Origin of the sequence: Mycolicibacterium smegmatis (assembly GCF_001457595.1) — a bacterium.
Classification (GTDB): Bacteria; Actinomycetota; Actinomycetes; order Mycobacteriales; family Mycobacteriaceae; genus Mycobacterium; species Mycobacterium smegmatis.
In genome coordinates this window covers 3,158,083-3,177,183 of record NZ_LN831039.1, presented here as the reverse complement: position 1 = coordinate 3,177,183, position 19,101 = coordinate 3,158,083, and the positions used below count along the sequence as shown (strand labels likewise).

Annotated in this window: 19 protein-coding genes; 5 read left to right on the top strand and 14 right to left on the bottom strand. The window is 69.7% G+C overall.

Annotated features, from left to right (window positions below; genetic code table 11):
* The first annotated feature begins 6 nt into the window (after positions 1-6).
* On the top strand, positions 7-1,209 hold the full coding sequence (locus AT701_RS15260) for a serine hydrolase domain-containing protein (protein ID WP_058126139.1): 1,203 nt from the start codon (positions 7-9) through the stop codon (positions 1,207-1,209).
* A 67-nt stretch (positions 1,210-1,276) separates the two neighbouring features.
* A complete protein-coding gene (locus tag AT701_RS15255) occupies positions 1,277-2,485 on the top strand; it encodes an FAD-dependent monooxygenase (protein ID WP_058126138.1) in 1,209 nt (402 codons plus the stop codon).
* A 4-nt stretch (positions 2,486-2,489) separates the two neighbouring features.
* Here AT701_RS15255 and AT701_RS15250 read toward each other — a convergent pair whose 3' ends face one another.
* The 5 genes from AT701_RS15250 to AT701_RS15230 all read right to left on the bottom strand — a co-directional run bounded on the left by AT701_RS15250 (position 2,490) and on the right by AT701_RS15230 (position 7,817).
* The gene (locus tag AT701_RS15250; RefSeq protein ID WP_011728772.1) at positions 2,490-2,729 is read right to left on the bottom strand and encodes a hypothetical protein; all 240 of its coding nucleotides are present in this window, start codon (positions 2,727-2,729) and stop codon (positions 2,490-2,492) included.
* Positions 2,730-2,774: 45 nt separating this feature from the next.
* Positions 2,775-5,396, bottom strand: a complete 2,622-nt coding sequence (locus AT701_RS15245) for a LuxR C-terminal-related transcriptional regulator (protein WP_058126137.1) — start codon at positions 5,394-5,396, stop codon at positions 2,775-2,777.
* A 220-nt stretch (positions 5,397-5,616) separates the two neighbouring features.
* On the bottom strand, positions 5,617-6,099 hold the full coding sequence (nusB, locus tag AT701_RS15240) for a transcription antitermination factor NusB (protein ID WP_003894418.1): 483 nt from the start codon (positions 6,097-6,099) through the stop codon (positions 5,617-5,619).
* Positions 6,092-6,655 (bottom strand): elongation factor P, encoded by a 564-nt coding sequence (gene efp, locus AT701_RS15235; protein ID WP_003894417.1) that lies wholly within the window; start codon positions 6,653-6,655, stop codon positions 6,092-6,094. Before efp ends, nusB begins: the two co-directional genes overlap by 8 nt.
* A 25-nt stretch (positions 6,656-6,680) precedes the next feature.
* On the bottom strand, positions 6,681-7,817 hold the full coding sequence (locus AT701_RS15230) for an aminopeptidase P family protein (protein WP_058126136.1): 1,137 nt from the start codon (positions 7,815-7,817) through the stop codon (positions 6,681-6,683).
* Positions 7,818-7,850: 33 nt separating this feature from the next.
* On the opposite strand from AT701_RS15230, the gene AT701_RS15225 reads away from it, so the two are divergent.
* Positions 7,851-8,426 (top strand): B-4DMT family transporter, encoded by a 576-nt coding sequence (locus tag AT701_RS15225; RefSeq protein WP_011728769.1) that lies wholly within the window; start codon positions 7,851-7,853, stop codon positions 8,424-8,426.
* Between the two features lie 46 nt (positions 8,427-8,472).
* Here AT701_RS15225 and aroB read toward each other — a convergent pair whose 3' ends face one another.
* From aroB to AT701_RS15180, 9 genes are all read right to left on the bottom strand, one after another.
* A complete protein-coding gene (gene aroB, locus AT701_RS15220) occupies positions 8,473-9,552 on the bottom strand; it encodes a 3-dehydroquinate synthase (protein ID WP_003894414.1) in 1,080 nt (359 codons plus the stop codon).
* Positions 9,545-10,279 (bottom strand): shikimate kinase, encoded by a 735-nt coding sequence (locus tag AT701_RS15215; protein WP_011728767.1) that lies wholly within the window; start codon positions 10,277-10,279, stop codon positions 9,545-9,547. The genes aroB and AT701_RS15215 overlap by 8 nt, the downstream gene beginning before the upstream one ends.
* On the bottom strand, positions 10,279-11,478 hold the full coding sequence (gene aroC, locus AT701_RS15210; RefSeq protein ID WP_003894412.1) for a chorismate synthase: 1,200 nt from the start codon (positions 11,476-11,478) through the stop codon (positions 10,279-10,281). Before aroC ends, AT701_RS15215 begins: the two co-directional genes overlap by 1 nt.
* Positions 11,479-11,567: 89 nt before the next feature.
* Entirely contained in the window at positions 11,568-12,011 is a 444-nt protein-coding gene (locus AT701_RS15205) for a prepilin peptidase (protein WP_011728766.1), read from the bottom strand.
* Positions 12,012-12,020: 9 nt separating this feature from the next.
* A complete protein-coding gene (locus AT701_RS15200) occupies positions 12,021-12,866 on the bottom strand; it encodes a shikimate dehydrogenase (protein WP_174519591.1) in 846 nt (281 codons plus the stop codon).
* Entirely contained in the window at positions 12,841-14,085 is a 1,245-nt protein-coding gene (locus AT701_RS15195; RefSeq protein ID WP_003894408.1) for an endolytic transglycosylase MltG, read from the bottom strand. The genes AT701_RS15200 and AT701_RS15195 overlap by 26 nt, the downstream gene beginning before the upstream one ends.
* Complete coding sequence (gene ruvX / locus AT701_RS15190) at positions 14,078-14,590, bottom strand: Holliday junction resolvase RuvX (RefSeq protein WP_003894407.1); 513 nt, start codon at positions 14,588-14,590, stop codon at positions 14,078-14,080. The genes AT701_RS15195 and ruvX overlap by 8 nt, the downstream gene beginning before the upstream one ends.
* A 6-nt stretch (positions 14,591-14,596) precedes the next feature.
* Positions 14,597-17,287 (bottom strand): alanine--tRNA ligase, encoded by a 2,691-nt coding sequence (gene alaS / locus AT701_RS15185; protein WP_058126135.1) that lies wholly within the window; start codon positions 17,285-17,287, stop codon positions 14,597-14,599.
* 200 nt (positions 17,288-17,487) lie between these two features.
* On the bottom strand, positions 17,488-17,889 hold the full coding sequence (locus AT701_RS15180; RefSeq protein ID WP_029104445.1) for a secondary thiamine-phosphate synthase enzyme YjbQ: 402 nt from the start codon (positions 17,887-17,889) through the stop codon (positions 17,488-17,490).
* 124 nt (positions 17,890-18,013) lie between these two features.
* Between AT701_RS15180 and AT701_RS15175 the strand changes: the two genes are divergently transcribed.
* Together AT701_RS15175 and AT701_RS15170 are read left to right on the top strand one after the other, a co-directional pair.
* Positions 18,014-18,643 (top strand): hypothetical protein, encoded by a 630-nt coding sequence (locus tag AT701_RS15175; protein WP_029104444.1) that lies wholly within the window; start codon positions 18,014-18,016, stop codon positions 18,641-18,643.
* 86 nt (positions 18,644-18,729) lie between these two features.
* Complete coding sequence (locus AT701_RS15170) at positions 18,730-19,035, top strand: GlsB/YeaQ/YmgE family stress response membrane protein (RefSeq protein WP_003894403.1); 306 nt, start codon at positions 18,730-18,732, stop codon at positions 19,033-19,035.
* Positions 19,036-19,101: the final 66 nt, after the last annotated feature.

The window sequence follows — 19,101 nt, the reverse complement described above, 5'->3', positions numbered from 1 at the left end:
GCCCGGGTGAACCTCGACGGCAACCAGACGTCCATCCGTGAGGCGATCGACGCGGGCCTGTTGGCCGGCGCGGTCACCCTGGTGTGGCAGGCGGGCAAGGTCCTGCAGGTCAACACACTCGGTCACCGCGATGTCGAGGCCCGGCTGCCCATGCAGCGCGACACGATCTTCCGCATCGCGTCGATGACCAAGCCGGTGACCGTGGCCGCCGCGATGGCCCTGGCCGAGGAGGGCAAGTTCGCGCTCGCCGACCCGGTGACCGCGTGGCTGCCGGAGTTGTCGAACATGCGGGTGCTGCGTGAGCCCCGCGGCCCGCTCGACCAGACGGTGCCGGCACGGCGGCCCATCACGTTCGACGACCTGATGACCCACCGCAGCGGGATGGCGTACGTGTTCTCGGTGCTGGGCCCGCTGGCGTCGGCCTACGGCAAGATCTCGCAGCGTCAGGATCAGGACCGGTGGCTGGCCGAGGTGGCCGCGCTGCCCCTGGCCCACCAGCCGGGTGAGCGGCTCACCTACAGCCATTCCACCGATGTGCTGGGCATCGCGTTGTCCCGCATCGAGGGCAAGCCGCTGTCGCAGGTGCTCTCCGAGCGGGTCTTCGAACCGCTGGGTATGACCGACACCGGGTTCTCGATCGGTGCCGCGGGCCGCCGCCGCGCGGCGACCATGTACAAGCTCACCGCCGAGAACACCCTGACCCATGACGTGATGGGTCCTCCCCCGATCACCGATCCGCCGTTCTGCGCCGGCGGTGCGGGCCTGTTCTCCACCGTCGACGACTACCTTGTGTTCGCGCGCATGCTGCTCGGCGGCGGCACGGTCGACGGCGTGCGCGTGCTGAGCGAGGAATCGGTGCGGACCATGCGCACCGACCGTCTCACCCCCGAACAGAAGCAGTACCCGTTCCTGGGCGCCCCGTTCTGGGTGGGCCGCGGTTTCGGCCTGAACCTGTCGGTGGTGACCGACCCGGCCAGGTCGCGGCAGTTGTTCGGCCCCGGTGGCCTCGGCACGTTCAGCTGGCCCGGCGCCTACGGCACGTGGTGGCAGGCCGACCCGTCGGCCGATCTGATCCTCATCTACCTGATCCAGAACTTCCCGGATCTCGGTGTCGACGCGGCCGCCATCGCGGGCAACACGTCGCTGGCCAAACTGCAGTCGGCACAACCGAAATTCGTCCGCCGCACCTACCAGGCGCTGGACCTGTAACCGCCTGTCGCACGGCCTGTCTCGGATTGTTTGCCACGCGAACGACGAATTGTCCTAGATTTGGCCCATGGGACAGCCGACCGTGCTCATCAGCGGCGCAGGAGTCGCAGGCGCCTCCCTCGCGCACTGGCTCGCCGAATACGGCTACCGCGCCGTGGTGGTCGAAACCGCGCCCACACTGAGACTGGGCGGGCAGACCGTCGATCTGCGCGGCGCGGGCCGCGACGTCGTCACCCGCATGGGACTGCTCGACGAGATGCGTGCGCGCTCACTGGATCAGCGCGGCATCGCGTGGGTCCGCGGCAACGGCAGGCGCCGCGCCGAGATGCCGGTGGACGCGTTCGACGGCAACGGCATGGTCTCGGCGCTGGAGATCCTGCGCGGCGACCTGGTGGAGGTGCTCTACAACGCCACGAGAACCCGCGCCGAGTACCGTTTCGGCACCAGGATCACCGAGATCGACTCCTCGGGTGCCACGCTCAGCGACGGCACCCGTGTCGACGCCGACCTGATCGTCGGCGCCGACGGTCCCCACTCCTCGGTGCGCAGAATGGTTTTCGGCCCGGAAGAGCAGTACGTCACGCTGCTGGGCGGGTACAACGCGTGGTTCACCGCGCCCGACACGGCAGGTCTCGACGGGTGGTACCTGATGTACCAGGCGCCGGGACTCAACGCGTCGATGCGACCGTCGCACGATCCCGCGCTGTGCAAAGCCGGGCTGGCGTTCCGCTCCGGGCCCGTCGACTACGACCGGCGCGATCCCGCAACCCAATTGGCCTTGCTGAACACACATTTCGCGGGCGCGGGCTGGCACTGCGCGGACCTGCTGGCGGCCGCCGCCGTCGCCGACGACTTCTACTTCGACGCGTTTCTGCAGGTTCACATGCCGACGCTGTCGCGCGGACCGGTGACCCTCGTGGGCGACGCCGGCTACTGCGCGTCCCCGCTGTCGGGCATGGGTACCAGCCTTGCGCTCGTGGGCGCCTACGTGCTGGCCGGTGAACTCGGACCCGCCGACATGTTCGCGCACGCGAAGCTGGGACTGGCGCTCTCCCGGTACGAGTCGACCATGCGCCCGTACATCGAACGCTGTCAGGACCTGCCGACCGGTATCGACGGGTACCTGCCGAAGTCCGCACTCGACATCACGATCTACACGCAGGTGATGAAGTGGATGCAGCGGTGGCCGATCCGCTCGTACGCCGCACGCAAATGGTTCACCACGGCCGACGCGATCCAGCTCCCCAGTTATCCCGCCGCGCAGAACAAGCGGTGAGCGGTCAAACCTGACCGGACCTTCCGCCGGTTCGGTCATCGGATGCCACCGGCCCGGTGCCCGGCGCCGGGAGAGCGGCGGCCAGTTTCTGCTCGGCGATCCGGTAGAAACCCTCGAGCGCGGACTCGTCGATGCTGAGGTACTCGCTCACGACGTCAGGGGCCACCCCGGCGTCACGCAACCGGAGCGCCAGCGAGTACGGCAGCGGCAGAACCCGCAATGCCTGCTCCCTGGCCTCGGTCATGGGATCAGGATGCGACTGGACCCGGCGCCCGGATCGAGTACCCGGTTACTCGAATCTGCGGTGCTGCCGCTTCACGAGGTCGATGAGCTCGGCGCGCGAGGCGGAGCCGGTCTTCGACATCGCGCGGTACACGTGCCCCTCGACGGTGCGCACCGACAGCCGCAGGCGTTGTGCCACCGTGCGACTGGACACCCCCGCCGCGAGCAGCGTGACGATCTCGCGTTCACGGTCGGTCAGCGGAAGGTGCTCCAGACAGGCCACCACGGCCGGGGTCGCTGCGCCGCACCGGTCGGCGAGCTTTTCCGCGTGGTGCGCCTGACCCAGCGCCGAGCCGCGCCGGTTCTTTCGGCGGTGCACCATCGAGGCGTGGGCCGCGGCATCCGCTGCGGCCACCAGGTCACCGATCCGCTCGAACACCGCCGACACCTCGACGAGCGCGTCGGCGTCCTCGCGGCGCAGCGCGTGTGCGAAGGCCGCCGCGGCACCCGCGCGCGGGCCGTCGACGTGTGCGGCGAGTTCACCGAGGCGTTGCGCACCGGACGGGTCGCCGAACTGGGCTGCGGTCTGGCGGCACAGCACCTCTGCCGCCCACTGCCCGTTGTCCGCCGCCACGTGGGCGGCGTTCGACGCCAGTTCGGCCGCCTGCGACACCGCCCCCTGCGCGGCCGCGACCCACGCGTGCACCAGGGTGTGCTCGTAGTGCAGATACCTCCAGCCGGGATGGCGGTGCTGGTCGACGTCGATCAGTGTCGACTCGTCGGCCACACCCCGCATCGCGAACGCGATCGCGCGCGGCAGCGCGAACCGGTAGGCGAAGCCATTGGTGTCCCTGGCAGCACGCATCAGGTCCACCACCGCGCCCAGCTTTTCGGCTGCCACATCGAGCCTGCCATTCGCGAGCGCGACGCGACCCGCCACGGCGGCACCGAACAGTTGTGCCGCCCCAGGCAATTCAGCGGCATGGGCATACTGCCGTTCGGCCTCCATGCCGGCCTGCGCGATGTCACCGGCGAGCAGCAACGCGCCGATGTGGGCGTCGGCGATCACGAACCGCACATGGCCTGCGTCATAGCCGTGGTCGGCGATGTCATAGCCGCTCGCGGCCGCGCGCAGGGCGTCTTCGAGCCGGCCGGCCTCGCCGGCCGACACCGCCGCCGCCCACTCGGTCACCGCGCCGACCACGGCGGGCAGCGCCGCGGTGTCCAGACGATCAGCGGCGGTCGCGGCCGCGTCAGGCGCTCCCATGGCGGCGCCGTAGACGACGTCGAAAGCGTCGAGACATCCCTGCGCATCGGCCGGGATGGCGGCCGACGCCGCGTCGGCGAGCGACCGGGCGCCGTCGGGATCGGCCAGCGCCCACAGGCGATTGCATGCGCGCAGGTACGCCAGGCGAGCACGCTCGGCATCGGTGAGTTTCGAGTCGTCCAGCGCGGCAAGGACCGCGTCGGCCTGCTCGCCCCGACTCAACCACGACAAGGCGTGCGCCTGAACGAAATTCGACTCCGGACCACCACCAGCACGGACCGCGGCCGCAGCGAGGCGTTCGGCCAGCACCAGATCGGCCAGCGCCACCGCGCCCTGTGCGGCCCGGGTCAGCAGTTCGGGGTCGGCGGGCAGATCGGATTCGAGCGTCAGCGCGGCCCGCCGCACCACCACTCGCAGTTCGTCGCGGTCGCCGCCGCGTGCGAGTTCGGAGGCCACCAGGCCCCGCAACCGGCGCAGGCGCGTGTCCGGCGCGCGGTCGCGCCGGATCTCGGCGTACAGCGGATGCGCGGCCCGCACCTCGACGCCGGTGTCGAGTGTCTCCAGGGTGATCAGCCCGCGCCGCTCGGCCTCGTCGACGGCGGCGGATTCGGTGATGGCGGCCAGCGTTCGCAGCGGCATCGGTTCGGCGACTGCCAGGATGTCGACGACCTCGCTGACCGCCGTGGGCAGCGCGCCGATACGGGATTCGATCAGCTCCACCAGGCCCGGCGGCAGGACCGGGTCCCCGGTCCAGCGCCAGTAGTTGTGCTGGCGGGTCAGACGCCCGTGCGCGACCTCCTGTTCGACGATGTTGCGCAGGTACAGCACGTTGCCCCGGGTCAGGCGCCACATCCGCTGAGCGGCATCGGGATCGACCGGCCCGCCGAGCGCAGCACCGAGCAGGTGCGCCGACTCGGCCCGTGAGAGCGGTTGCAGGTCGAGCCGCTCGAAGCCCCCACCGCCCCACACGTTCTCGACCGGACCGGGCACCGTGCTGCCGTCGCGCACCGTCAGCAACAGCTTCGCGGCGCGCCTGGTGGCGATCTGCTGCAGGACGAACGCCGACAGGTCGTCGAGGTGGTGGGCGTCGTCGACGCCGATGACCGCGGGCTCCTGTGCCGTCGAGCCGGCGGTCATGGCGTCGACGACACGCCCGACGAGGGCAGCGGTGTCGGCGTCGGCGGTCCCGACCCACCGCGCGAACGCACCGAGCGGCAATGCCCCGGCCACCGATGTGCCTACGATCCAACGGGTTTCGCGTCCCGCCTCCGCCATCGCGCCCAGCGCCTCGCGGGCGATGCGGCTCTTGCCGACGCCCGCGGCCCCACGGATCACGACCCCGGCCCGATCGGCACCGGTCAGCGCGGCGTCGATGAGCCGCGTCTCCTCATACCTCCCGGTCAGCGGCCAGGCGAGTCGCACGGATCGAGACTAGGACGCGCGGGGATCGTTAGCAAAGGAAATCAGCGGATCGGCAATACTGATTCGACGCGTGTCGACGCGGTTCGGGCAAATAACGCCGGCGTAACCGGCGGGCCGGGAGACGCGCGGCCCACGGTGCGGATCACGCGCACCACAGGAAAAACCGTTGTGCCGCAATCGCTTCCTTGCGGCACAACGGTCTGAGCCGGTCTGGGCTGATTCAGCCTTCGGCGGGACCGGTTCCCCGGACAGCCTGCGAGGCCGCCCGGATCTGCGGCGTCACGAGCATCACCTGGCCGAGCACGCCGTTGACGAAGCCCGGCGACTCGTCGGTGGAGAGCTCCTTGGCGAGCTCGACGGCCTCGTCGACCGCGACCGGTTCCGGCACATCCTCGGCGTGCAGCAACTCCCACACCGCGACGCGCAGGATCGCCCGGTCCACGGCGGGCAGACGTTCGAGCGTCCAGCCCTGCAGGTGCGCCGAGATCAGGTCGTCGATGTGGGCGGCGTGTTCGGTGACCCCGCGGGCCACCAGCACGGTGTACGGGTTGAGCGGTGCGACGTCGTCCTGGTCCTCGGCCAGCGCAGCGCGCGAGTCCGCCACGGCCTCCGGTGTCAGGCCTCGCGCCTCTGCCTCGAACAGCAGGTCGACGGCGCGTTTGCGGGCCTGGTGACGGCCCCGGTCACCACGACGGTCAGGCATTCACCCGGCCCAGGTAGCTGCCGTCGCGGGTGTCGACCTTGAGGCGGTCGCCGGTGTTGATGAACAGTGGCACCTGGATCTCGGCACCGGTCTCCACGGTGGCCGGCTTGGTGCCCGCGCTGGAGCGGTCACCCTGCAGGCCCGGCTCGGTGTGGGTGACCTCGAGCTCGACCGACACCGGCAGTTCCAGGTACAGCGGGGTGCCGTCGTGGAACGCGATCTGCACCGGCATGCTCTCCAGCAGGAAGTCGGCGAGGCGGCCGACCAGCGACTCGGGCAGCGGATGCTGCTCGAAGTCCTCGGAGTCCATGAACACGAAATCGCTGCCGTCACGGTAGAGGTAGGTGGCGTCGCGGCGGTCCACGGTCGCGGTCTCGACCTTAACACCGGCGTTGTAGGTCTTGTCGACCACCTTGCCGGACACCACGTTCTTGAGCTTCGTCCGCACGAAAGCAGGGCCCTTACCCGGCTTGACGTGCTGAAATTCGACGATCTGCCACAGTTGCCCGTCGATCTGGAGGACGAGTCCGTTCTTGAAGTCGGCAGTCGATGCCATGGTCGGTGTAGCTCCTAGCTTTCTGTCACACGATGGCCAGTTCCTTGGGGAACCGGGTAAGCAGTTCAGGTGCGGCGTCGCTGATGTTGTGCGCGAATCTGTCCACGACACCCTCGGCGCTTTCACCGCCGGGCACCACCAGTGTGTCCTCGATCCGGACACCGCCGCGGCCCGGCAGGTACACACCAGGCTCCACGGTCACCGCAGAGCCAGCAAGCAGTGTACCGGCGGCGGCAGAGTTGAGTCCCGGCGCTTCGTGGATCTGCAGCCCCACGCCGTGGCCGAGACCGTGGTTGAAGTGGTCACCGTACCCGGCGTCGATGATCACCTGACGTGAGGCCGCGTCGACGGCCCTGAGCTCGACCCCGGCCGCCAGGGCTTCGCGGCCCGCCGCCTGGGAGGTCGCGACCAGCTCGTACAGGTCGAGTTGCCACTGCTCGGCGCGGCCCAGGATGAACGTGCGGGTCATGTCGGAGTGGTAACCCGAGACCAGCGCGCCGAAGTCGATCTTGACGAAGTCGCCGGTCGCCAGGACCGCGTCGGTGGGCCGGTGGTGCGGGATCGCCGAGTTGGCGCCGGTCGCCACGATCGTCTCGAACGACGGGCCGTCGGCGCCGTGGTCGAGCATGAGCGACTCCAGGTCGCGTCGCACCTCTTTCTCGGTACGCCCCGGGCGCAGCCCGCCGCGCTCCACCAGATCGGTCAGTGCGGCGTCGGCGGCCTCGCACGCCAGCCGCAGCATCGCGATCTCGCCGGCGTCCTTGACCTCCCGCAGCGCCTCGACGGTGCCCGCGGCGCGCACCAGCTCGACCTTGTCACCTGCCGCCTCGGACAGCGCCGAGTGGGCCTCCACGGTCACGACGTGGCTCTCGAAACCGAGCCGGCGCACCCCGTCGGCCGCCGCACGTGCCGCCAGATGCGGCCCACAGGCCCGCTCGATGACGACTTCGGCGTCAGGCGCCTGCTGGGCCGCCTGGGTGCGGTAGCGCCCGTCTGTGGCCAGTACCGGCGTGGCGTCGTCGACACGGACGAGCAGCGCCGCATTGGATCCGGTGAATCCGGAGAGGTAACGCACGTTGACCAGGTCGGTCACGAGCATGGCGTCGAGATCCGCGGCAGCCAGGCGCTGCCGTAGCCGCTCCCTGCGCTGGGAAATAGTCACGATGTGTGACGCTACTCGCTACGCTGTGCCCCCATGAGCAAGTGGTTACTGCGCGGAGTGGTGTTCGCAACGGCGATGGTGATCGTGCGCCTGCTACAGGGCGCACTGGTCAACGCGTCCCCGGGCAACGCCATCTGGTTCAGCACGGGACTGCTGGTCCTGTACGCGATCGGCGTCGCGGTCTGGGGCGTCCTCGACGGTCGCGGCGACGCGCGCAGCAACCCCGATCCGGATCGCCGCGCCGACCTGGCGATGACGTGGCTTCTGGCCGGCCTGGCCGCGGGCATCCTCAGCGGCGCGGTGTCGTGGTTCATCGGGCTGTTCTACAAGAGCATCTACACCGAGTCGCTGCTGAACGAGATCACCACCTTCGCCGCCTTCACGGCGCTGCTGACGTTCCTGGTGGCCGTCGCGGGCGTGACCATCGGCCGCTGGACGATCGACCGCAAGGCCCCGCCGGTCACGCGCACCCGCCACGGACTGGCCGCCGATGACGACCGCGCCGACACCGACGTGTTCGCCGCGGTGAGCGCCAACGGGGCGCAGGAGCACACCGACACGACGCAGACCACACCGCTGGAGAATCCGGACCAGCCGCGTCAGAGCTGATCCGGGCTCAGCTTCACAAACGAGAGTTGTTGTGGTGGCGCGGGACTCAGTCCCGCGCCACTTCTGCGTACGCGGCCGCGAGCAGTGACGGGTCGGGCCCTTCCAGGCGCCCGGGTTTCGCCAGTCCGTCGAGCACCACGAACCGCAGCACACCGGAGCGGTTCTTCTTGTCGCCGGCCATGTACTCCAGCAACTGGGGCAGGGCGTCGGCGTCGTAGGTGATCGGCAGACCGAGCGCGGTCAGCACCGACCGGTGCCGGTCGGCGGTCTGGTCGTCGAGCCTGCCGGCGAGCCGGCCGAGTTCGGCCGCGAACACCAGACCCACCGACACCGCGGCACCGTGACGCCACTTGTAGCGTTCGCGGCGTTCGATGGCGTGAGCCAGGGTGTGTCCGTAGTTGAGGATCTCGCGCAGCGCCGACTCTTTCTCGTCGGCGGCCACCACGTCGGCCTTGACGGCGACCGCGCGCCGGATCAGTTCCGGCAGCACCGATCCCGTCGGGTCGATCGCGGCCTCGGGATCGGCCTCGATGAGGTCGAGGATCACCGGGTCGGCGATGAAACCGGCCTTGACGATCTCGGCCATGCCCGCGACGATCTCGTTGCGCGGCAAGGTTTCCAGCGTCGCGAGGTCGACGAGGACGGCCGCGGGCTGATGGAACGCGCCGACGAGGTTCTTGCCCGCGTCGGTGTTGATGCCGGTCTTGCCGCCGACGGCCGCGTCGACCATGCCGAGCAGCGTGGTGGGGACGTGCACGATGTCGACGCCGCGCAGCCATGTGGCGGCGGCGAAACCGGCGACATCGGTGGCCGCTCCCCCGCCGAGGCTCACGAGCGCGTCCTTACGGCCGATGCCGATGCGCCCCAGCACTTCCCAGATGAACCCGACGACGGGCAGTTCCTTGCCCGCCTCGGCGTCGGGCAGTTCGATGCGGTGCGCGTCGATTCCCTTGTCGGCCAGGTGGCTTCGGATCGCCTCGGCGGTCTGGTTGAGCACCGGCTGGTGCAGCACCGCGACCTTGTGCCTGCCTTCGAGCGTGCGTCCGAGATCTTCGAGCAGCCCCGTCCCGATGACGACCGGGTACGGCCGGTCCACCTTCACCTCGACGATCACGGGCTCAGTCATTGTGTCGCTCCACATTACGGGCGGCCAGGGCCGCGGGGGTGGGTGTCACCTTGGTTGTCGTCGCTGCCGACGCGATGCCTGAATCGCCTGCCGTTTCGGCCTTGGGCTCGGCGGATCCGTTCTTGCCGTTCTTGCCCGTGCGGCGCCACGGCGGACGGCGCCTGCGGCGCGGTTTGCCCGGCTTGGGCGTGCGTGCCGCGGCAACAGGTTTGGCCTGCTGCGGATTCTCCATCCGCGCAACGATCGTGCGGACGACGGCGCCGGGATTGCGCCGGTTGGTGTTGATGCGGATCGTGGCGACCTTGCGGTACAGCGGAACCCGCTCCGCCATGAGCTTGCGGTACTTCTCGGCGCGGTCCCCGCCCGCGAGCAGGGGCCGGACCGTGCTCCCGCCGGTGCGGCGCACCCCCTCGGCGGCGCTGATCTCCAGGTACACCACGGTGTGCCCGGCGAGCGCTTCACGCACGCCCGGCGTCGTCACGGCACCGCCGCCGAGCGACAGCACGCCGTCGTGGGTCTGCAACGCCGAGCGGATCACTTCCTCCTCGATCCGCCGGAACTCCTTCTCACCGTCGGTGGCGAAGATGTCGGCGATCGTGCGGCCGGCGGTCTCCTCGATCACCGCGTCGGTGTCGAGCATCGACACGTCGAGCACCTTGGCGAGGCGGCGGCCGATGGTCGACTTGCCCGAACCGGGCAGGCCGATCAGTACCGCCCGCGGCGCCATCAGCTCGAAGCCTGCGCCGCCGGTTCGCGTTCGGCGACGGCCCGCAGGTAGGAATCGATGTTGGCGCGGGTCTCGGCCAGTGAATCCCCACCGAACTTCTCCAGCGCGGCGCGCGCGAGCACCAGCGCCACCATGGTCTCGACGACCACACCGGCGGCGGGCACCGCGCACACATCCGAGCGCTGGTGGATCGCGACGGCCTCCTCGCCGCTGGTCATGTCGACGGTGGCCAGCGCGCGCGGCACGGTCGAGATGGGCTTCATCGCGGCACGCACCCGCAGCGGCTGCCCGTTGGTCATACCGCCCTCCAGACCACCCGCGCGGTTCGTCGAGCGCACCACGCCGTCGGGTCCGGGATACATCTCGTCGTGTGCGACGGAGCCGCGGCGGCGCGCGGTCTCGAAACCGTCGCCGATCTCGACGCCCTTGATCGCCTGGATGCCCATCACGGCCGCGGCCAGCTGGCTGTCGAGGCGGTTCTCGCCGCTGGTGAACGAGCCGAGCCCCACCGGCAGGCCGTCGGCGACGACCTCGACGACACCGCCGAGGGTGTCGCCGTCACGCTTGGCGGCCTCGATCTCGGCGATCATGAGTTCCTCGGAGGCCTTGTCGAACGCGCGCACGGGGCTGTCGTCGATCGCGGACAGGTCGCTGAACTGTGGCGCCGGGCCGTCGTAGGGCTTCGACGCGCCGATGGAGATGACGTGCGAGAGCACCTCGACGCCGAGGGCCTCACGCAGGAACGCCCGGGCCACGGTGCCCGCGGCCACACGCGCGGCGGTCTCGCGGGCGCTGGCACGTTCGAGCACCGGACGCGCGTCGTCGAAGCCGTACTTGAGCATGCCCGCGTAGTCGGCGTGGCCGGGGCGTGGCCGCGTGAGCGGGGCGTTGCGCGCGACGTCCAGATCGGCCGGGTCGACCGGGTCGGGAGACATCACGCTCTCCCACTTGGGCCATTCGGTGTTGCCGATCTCGATCGCGATGGGGCCGCCCAGTGTGAGGCCGTGCCTGACCCCGGCCAGCATCGTGACCTGGTCCTGTTCGAACTTCATCCGGGCGCCACGGCCGTAGCCGAGGCGGCGCCGCTTGAGCTGTGCCCCGATCTCCTCAGAAGTGATGGGCACGCCGGCGACCATCCCTTCGAGCATGGCCACCAGGGCGCGGCCGTGGGATTCACCAGCTGTGGTCCAACGCAACACGGGTGTCATTCTCCCACGCCGGGTTTTGCGGAAAGAAATCCGTATCAACCGGGCCTTTCACCGGGCTAGCACCTGGCTTCGGTGAAGGTTCACAGCAGGACCAGGCCCACGGCCACGGCCGAGGCCACACACATCGACGGCCCGTGCGGGACTGTCGTGGCACCGCGGAGCGCGGCGCCGAGCGCCACCACACCGGTCAGCAGCGGCGCCCCCAGCGCCGCCAGCCACCAGACGTCGGCCCCGAACATCCCGGTCAGCGCACCGAGACCGACCGCGAGCTTGACGTCGCCTCCGCCGAGCGATCGCGGCGACACGAGGTGCACGACGAGGTACAGCGCGCTCAGCGCGGCGGCGCCGGCCAGCGCGGCAGCGCCCCGGCCTGCCAGGGTGGCGCCGACGAGGATGAGCACCGCGCCGGGCACCGTGAGCCAGTTCGGCAGGCGGCGCAGGCGCAGGTCGTATCCGGACAGCGCGATCAACCACGCGGCCGCGACGACGGCGACGGCACCCAGCGCGCCTGAGGACAGCCCCATCGTCCGAGGCTAAGGCTCCTCGAGTGCCGCCCTCATCGCCTCTTTGGGAGCGGGCCTGCCGGTGAACAGCTCGACCTGGCTGTAGGCCTGGTTCAACAGCATCTGCAGCCCGCTGATCACCTCGCCGCCCGCGGCCTGCACCGCGGTGGCCAACGGCGTCGGCCACGGGTTGTAGATCGCGTCGAGCAACCGGGGCACCGCCGCCAGGGTGGGCGCGTAGCCCGCGGCGGCGTCGGCGGGGATGGTGCTGACGGCCGCGCTTGCCTGCGCGACCGCGTCGGTGAGCGCGGGCCCGGCGATGTCACACCAGTCGCCCTGTGCACCGCAGCGGCCTGCGAGGTCGACCAGCGCGGCGGCCTTGTCGGCGTTGCGGGCCACGATCGTGATGTGCTGTACGCCCATCTCGGCGAGGCCGACCACCGCGGCGGGCGCGGTGCCGCCCGAGCCGATCACGAGCGCGGCCTCACCGGCGGTGCCGAGGGCGCCTGCCACACCGTCGACGTCGGTGTTGTCGGCGCGCCAGCCGCCGGCCTCGGTGCGCACCAGGGTGTTGGCCGAGCCGACCAGTTCCGCGCGGTCGGTGCGCTGATCGGCGAACTGCAGCGCGGCGAACTTGCCCGGCATGGTCACCGAGAAACCCACCCACTCGGGGCCGGCGGCCTCCACCAGGCCGGGGAGTTGCTCGGCCGTGCACTCGATGCGCTCGTAGGTCCAGTCCGTCAGGCCCAGTGCCCGGTAGGCCGCCAGATGGAGCTGCGGAGAACGCGAATGGGCGATCGGTGAGCCGAGGACTGCGGCCTTGCGCGGCTCGCCTGGAGCGGCGGGCCGCCTACCTGGCACTGTCGAGGACACCATTGCGTTGGGCGATCTCGATGTTGGCCAGGTGCTGGTCGTAGTCGCGTGTGAACAGTGTCGTGCCCTGCATGTCGATGGTCACGAAGTACAGCCAGTCCCCCGGCTCGGGGTGCTCGGCGGAGCCCAGCGCGTCGATGCCCGGGGAGCAGATCGGCGTGCGCGGAAGCCCCTCGGAGGCGTAGGTGTTCCACGGGGTCACCTGCGCGCGGTCGGCGTCGGTGGTCGCGATCTCCTGGCGGTCCAGCGAATAGTTCACCGTCGAGTCGAATTCGAGCTTGCGGTGCTCGGCCAGCCGGTTGTAGATCACGCGCGAGACCTTCGAGAAATCCTGCGGTTTGGATTCGCGCTGCACCAGTGAGGCGACCGTGAGGATCTCGTACGGCGACATCTTCATCGCGGCGGCCGTGTCGAGCAGACCGCTCTGCGTGTACACCGCCGAACTCGCCGCGATCAGGTTCGACAGGATGTCCTGTGCCGAGGCGTCGGGGTCGATGTTCCAGGTGCCCGGTGCGATCAGGCCTTCCAGGCGGCGGTGGTCGTCGCCCATGGCCGCGACGGGCTGCGTCGCCCACGACGGCACCGCGAGCGCCGCGGCAGGCGTGGCACCTGCGGCCGCGCGCAGGTCTTCGACCGGCACACAACGCTTCTCGCCGTCGAGTTCGACGCACGACGCCTGCGAGATCAGGCTGAGGATGCCCGCGGTGACGTCGTTGGTCTTCACGTCCGCGATGTCGTCGAGCTGGCGTCCTTCGGGGATCGTCAGCTTGCCGACGCGGTTCTCCGGATCGGAAAGCCGTTCAACGGCATTGGCGGCGGGGATCTCGGTGCGCACCTTGTAGAAGCCGGGCTGGATCGCCGAGATGGCGTCGTTGCCCTGCGCGGCCTCCACGAACGACTTGACCGTCGCGATCACGTTCTTCTCCACCAGCGTCTCGCCGATCGCGGTGGTGGAGTCGCCGTCGTGTACCTGGATCACCACGTCGGCCACGCCGTCACCGGCGTAGTCGCTGGTGGATCCGGACATGCTGTGCCACAGCTTGGAACCGAGGAACACCGCCCCGACAGCCACCACGATCAGCAGCGCCAGCGAGAGCGCCCGCGCGAGGCGGCGCTTGCGGTCGTTGCGGGCCTTGCGTGCCCGCTCGGCCCGGCTCAGCCCGCGCCGCGGTGGGCCGACGGCGACAGGCCTCGCTCGTTCGGCACCCCAGTCCTCAGCCATCCGTGCCCTCTCTGCGTGCGGCCAGCGCCGCGCGCCGCTGATCGAGCCAGCCTTGCAGAATCCCGACTGCGGCGACCTGGTCGATCACGGCTTTCTGTCCTCTTGCCCGTACTCCTGCTTCACGCAACGATCGTTGTGCTGACACAGTAGTGAGCCGCTCGTCGGCCAGCCGCACCGGTGTGGGGGCGATCCGGCGGGCGAGTTGCTCGGCCACGTCGACCGCGTCGTGGGCCGACGCACTGGCCCGATCACCAAGTGTCCGTGGCAGACCGACGATCACCTCGACGGCTTCGTACTCCTTCACCAGCGCCGCGAGCCGGCGCACGTGCTTGCCGGTCTTGTCGCGTTTGTCCCGCGCGACGGTCTCCACCGGGGTGGCGAGGATGCCGTCGGGATCGCTGGAGGCGACGCCGATGCGGACGGTGCCCACGTCGATGCCGATCCGGCGACCGCGGCCTGGATCGTCCGCTCCGGGACGGTCAGGCAGCCTGTCGTCGGTGCCCATGTGAAACTAGCTCCGGCCGATCTCGGCGCGCAGCGCGGCCAATGCCGCGTCGATACCCGCCGCCCCCTTACCGGAACCCTGTGCCAGATCGGCTTTCCCCCCGCCGCGGCCGTTGACCGGCGCCGCGAACTGCTTGACCAAGTCGTTGGCGCGCAGCCCGAGATCCTGCGCGGCCGGGTTGACCGCGACCACGAACGGCACGGCGTCGTTCTCGCCCTCAGCGATCAGCGCCACCACGGCGGGCTCGGACCCGAGCTTGCCGCGGATGTCGCCGACCAGGCTGCGCAGATCGTTGGCCGACATCCCGCCGGACATCCGCTGCGCCACCAATCGGACCTTGCCGACGGTCTCGGCGCCCGCCACGGCGTTCACCGCGGCGGCCCTGGCGTTGGCCAGACGCATGCGGTCGAGTTCCTTCTCGGCGGCCTTGAGGCGCTCGACGAGGTTGGCGACGCGGGCGGGCACCTCTTCCGAGGGCACCTTGAGGCTCGACGCAAGGCCCGCCATCAGCGCACGTTCCTTGGCCAGGTGGCGGAACGAGTCGAGGCCGACGTAGGCCTCGACGCGGCGCACGCCCGAGCCGACCGAGGACTCACCGAGGATCGTCACCGGGCCGATCTGCGCCGAATTGTGCACGTGGGTGCCACCGCACAGCTCCAGCGAGAACGGCCCGCCGATCTCGACCACGCGAACCTGGTCGGGATAGCGCTCGCCGAACATCGCCATGGCACCCATGGCCTTGGCCTTCTCCAGTTCGGTGACGAAGGTGTGCACCTCGTAGTCGGCCTCGACGGCCTGGTTGGTGACCTCTTCTATCTGTGTGCGCTGGTCGTCGCTGAGCGGGCCCTGCCAGTTGAAGTCGAACCGCAGGTAGCCCGGGCGGTTCAGCGAACCGGCCTGAACGGCGTTGGGGCCGAGCACCTCGCGCAGCGCGGCGTGCACCATGTGGGTGCCGGAGTGTCCCTGTGTCGCACCGCGGCGCCACTTGGGATCAACGGCCGCGGTGACGGTGTCGCCCTCGACGAACTCACCGGACTCCACGTTCACCCGGTGCGCCCACAGCGTCCTGGCGATCTTCTGCACGTCGGTGACGGCCGCGCTCGCGGTGCCCGACGCACCGGTACCGCTGATGGTGCCCTCGTCGGCGATCTGGCCGCCTGCCTCGGCGTAGAACGGTGTGCGGTCGAGGATCAGCTCCACCCGGTCGGCCTCGAGCCCGTCGTGCGACACCACAGGTACCCGCTTGCCGTCGACGAAGATGCCGAGAATGGTTGCCTCGGAGGTCAATTCATCGAAACCGGTGAATTCGGTCGGCCCGGCGTCAACCAGCTCGCGGTAGGCGCTCAGGTCGGTGTGGGCCTGCTTGCGTGCCGCGGCGTCGGCCTTGGCGCGCTGTCGCTGCTCGGCCATGAGGGTGCGGAAACCCTCCTGGTCGACGCTCAGCCCGGCCTCGGCGGCCATCTCCAGGGTCAGGTCGATCGGGAACCCGTAGGTGTCGTGCAGCGTGAACGCGTCCGAACCGGACAGCACCGTGGCACCGGATTTCTTGGTGGCCCGCGCGGCGTCCTCGAACAGCTTCGAACCCGATGCGAGCGTGCGGTTGAACGCGGTCTCCTCGGCCACCGCGATGCGGTTGATGCGCTCGAAATCGGTCACCAGCTCGGGGTACGACGGGCCCATGGCGTCGCGGACCGTGGCGATCAGGTCGCCCATGACGGGCTGTTCGACGCCCAGCAGCTTGGCCGCCCGGATGATGCGGCGCAGCAACCGGCGCAGCACGTAGCCGCGTCCCTCGTTGCCGGGGCTCACACCGTCGGCGATGATGATCGCCGCGGTGCGGGTGTGGTCGGCGATGATCCGGTACCGCACGTCGTCATCGTGGTTGCCCGCGCCGTAACCGCGCGGCGCCACCGCGGCGACCTTGTCGATCACCGGCCGCAGCAGATCGGTCTCGTAGACGTTGTCGACGCCCTGTAGCAGGCACGCCACACGCTCGATGCCCATGCCGGTGTCGATGTTCTTGCGGGGCAGCGGGCCGAGGATCTCGAAGTCCTCCTTCGAGGTGCCCTCGCCGCGCTCGTTCTGCATGAACACGAGATTCCAGATCTCGATGTAACGGTCCTCGTTGGCCTCGGGGCCGCCCTCGACGCCGTATTCGGGGCCGCGGTCGTAGTAGATCTCCGACGACGGTCCGCACGGCCCGGGGATGCCCATCGACCAGTAGTTGTCGGCCATGCCGCGGCGCTGGATGCGCTCGGCCGGCAGCCCCGCAACCTCCTGCCACAGCCCGATCGCCTCGTCGTCGTCGAGATAGACGGTGGCCCAAAGCCTTTCCGGATCGAAGCCGTATCCGCCCTCTTCGACCGGGTTGGTCAGCAGAGTCCAGGCCAACTCGATCGCGCCACGCTTGAAGTAGTCGCCGAAGCTGAAGTTGCCGGCCATCTGGAAGAACGTGTTGTGCCGGGTGGTGATACCCACCTCGTCGATGTCCGGGGTGCGGATGCACTTCTGGATGCTCGTCGCGCGGTTCCACGGCGGCGTGCGCTGGCCGAGGAAGTAGGGCACGAACTGCACCATGCCCGCGTTGACGAACAGCAGATTGGGGTCGTCGAGGATCACCGAAGCACTGGGCACCTCGGTGTGGCCCGCCTTCACGAAGTGATCGAGGAAGCGCTTCCTGATCTCGTGTGTCTGCACGTTGCTCGTGTCCTCATGTCGTCGATGTCTGCTGGTCTCGTCGGTCAAAAGAGTCACGGCGGGCCCTGAACGGGGTCCCCGGCAACCCCGCAGCTGCCGGACCGGCGACTATTTCGACCGCTTTACATTACCGGGCACCGCTTTCGCCCTGAACAGCGCGAACCCGAAGGCCGCGCCGAAGCGGCCGGAAAGACGCCCCATCAGGCCCCCAGGAAGCTCAGCCGCACCGAGCGCCGCGGGTTGTCCCGGTTCAGGTCAACGAGCACGATGCTCTGCCAGGTTCCCAGCAGCGGGCATCCGTCCTGCACCGGGATGGTCACCGAAGGCGACACGAGCGCGGGCAGGACGTGATCTGCGCCATGTCCGAACGATCCGTGGGCGTGCCGGTAGCGGTCGTCACGGGGCAGCAGACGCTCGAGGGTGTCCACCAGGTCGTCGTCGGACCCCGCCCCGGTCTCGATGATGGCCAGGCCCGCTGTGGCGTGCGGGACGAACACGTTGCACAGGCCGTCCCGACGAGAACCACAGAATCCGCGCACCTCATCGGTCAGATCGACCAGACGGCGCCGTGAGGTGTCGACATCGATCACATTGCTGTCCATCGTTCCAAGCCTACGGAGGTGGACCGACTTCTCCGGAAACGCTGCCGCCCGCCAAGGCGCGGAGGATGGTGGGAGTGACCGGTGGCGCCACCGGGGCGCCGCCTCGGCAGGAAAGGGGTGGATCGTGTTCGCACGCTCTACCACGATCACGGCGCGCGCCGACCGACATACCATCAAAGCGGGGATCGCCTACATCCGCGAACGCGTCATGCCCGCCCTGGAGATCGCGAACGGATGTGTCGGCCTGTCGCTCATGGTCGACCGTGACTCCGGCCGGTGCATCGCCACCTCCGCGTGGCAGTCCGAGGAGGACATGTTGGCCAGTGCCTCGATCCTGGCGCCGATCCGGTACCGCGCACTCGAAGCGTTCGCCGCGACCTCCGCCACGGTGGACGAGTGGGAGATCGCCGTGGTGCACCGCGAGCAGTACAGCGCACCGGGAGCGTGTGTGCGCGCCACGTGGCTGCGCACCCGGCCCGAACTGTTCGACCGAGCCATCGAGTACTACCGCAGCTCGGTGCTGCCCGCCCTGGAGGAGCTCGAAGGCTTCTGCAGCGCCAGTCTCATGCTGGACCGTGCGACGGGCCGGGCGGTCTCGTCGACCACCTTCGACAGCCAGGCCGCGTTGGACCACAACCGTGATCAGGCCAGGTCGCTGCGCACGACCCGGCTACGGGACCTGAGCGCCGATCAGCTCGACGTCGGCGAGTTCGAGCTGGTGCTCGCGCATCTGCGCGTCCCGGAAATGACCTGAGCCAGTTCGAAGACGGGATTCAAGCCGCCGTTTACGCCGCCGACAGCCGGGGTATCTCACCTCCACCACCGAGCCATGGAGGAAAAATGACCATCACCGGCATCATCAGCGCCATTCTCATCGGCATCGTCGTCGGCGTGATCGGCCGCCTCATCGTGCCAGGGAAACAGCCCATCGGCTTCCTGGTGACAATTCTCGTCGGCATCGTCGCCGCGTTCATCGGCACCGCCCTCGCCCGCGCCATGGGGATCCCGACCGCCACCAGCGGCATCGACTGGCTCGAGCTGCTGGTCCAGGTCGTCGTCGCCGCGATCGGCGTCGCGCTCGTCGCGGCCGTCATGGGTCGCCGAACCGGGGTACTGGGCCGCCGGCGCTCGGGCCTGATGCGCTGACCCACACCTGAACCCTCACCAGACGGTCCCGGCTCGCCTCGGCGGGCCGGGACCGTTCCTGTGCGG

Bases quoted from the DNA above. Each gene is read 5' to 3' on its own strand.
- AT701_RS15255 (WP_058126138.1), top strand. From the start codon at position 1,277: ATGGGACAGCCGACCGTGCTCATCAGCGGCGCAGGAGTCGCAGGCGCC.
- AT701_RS15250 (WP_011728772.1), bottom strand. From the start codon at position 2,729: ATGACCGAGGCCAGGGAGCAGGCATTGCGGGTTCTGCCGCTGCCGTAC.
- nusB (WP_003894418.1), bottom strand. From the start codon at position 6,099: ATGCCTGACCGTCGTGGTGACCGGGGCCGTCACCAGGCCCGCAAACGC.
- efp (WP_003894417.1), bottom strand. From the start codon at position 6,655: ATGGCATCGACTGCCGACTTCAAGAACGGACTCGTCCTCCAGATCGAC.
- AT701_RS15225 (WP_011728769.1), top strand. From the start codon at position 7,851: ATGAGCAAGTGGTTACTGCGCGGAGTGGTGTTCGCAACGGCGATGGTG.
- aroB (WP_003894414.1), bottom strand. From the start codon at position 9,552: ATGACTGAGCCCGTGATCGTCGAGGTGAAGGTGGACCGGCCGTACCCG.
- AT701_RS15215 (WP_011728767.1), bottom strand. From the start codon at position 10,279: ATGGCGCCGCGGGCGGTACTGATCGGCCTGCCCGGTTCGGGCAAGTCG.
- AT701_RS15205 (WP_011728766.1), bottom strand. From the start codon at position 12,011: ATGGGGCTGTCCTCAGGCGCGCTGGGTGCCGTCGCCGTCGTCGCGGCC.
- AT701_RS15200 (WP_174519591.1), bottom strand. From the start codon at position 12,866: ATGGTGTCCTCGACAGTGCCAGGTAGGCGGCCCGCCGCTCCAGGCGAG.
- AT701_RS15195 (WP_003894408.1), bottom strand. From the start codon at position 14,085: ATGGCTGAGGACTGGGGTGCCGAACGAGCGAGGCCTGTCGCCGTCGGC.
- ruvX (WP_003894407.1), bottom strand. From the start codon at position 14,590: ATGGGCACCGACGACAGGCTGCCTGACCGTCCCGGAGCGGACGATCCA.
- AT701_RS15180 (WP_029104445.1), bottom strand. From the start codon at position 17,889: ATGGACAGCAATGTGATCGATGTCGACACCTCACGGCGCCGTCTGGTC.
- AT701_RS15170 (WP_003894403.1), top strand. From the start codon at position 18,730: ATGACCATCACCGGCATCATCAGCGCCATTCTCATCGGCATCGTCGTC.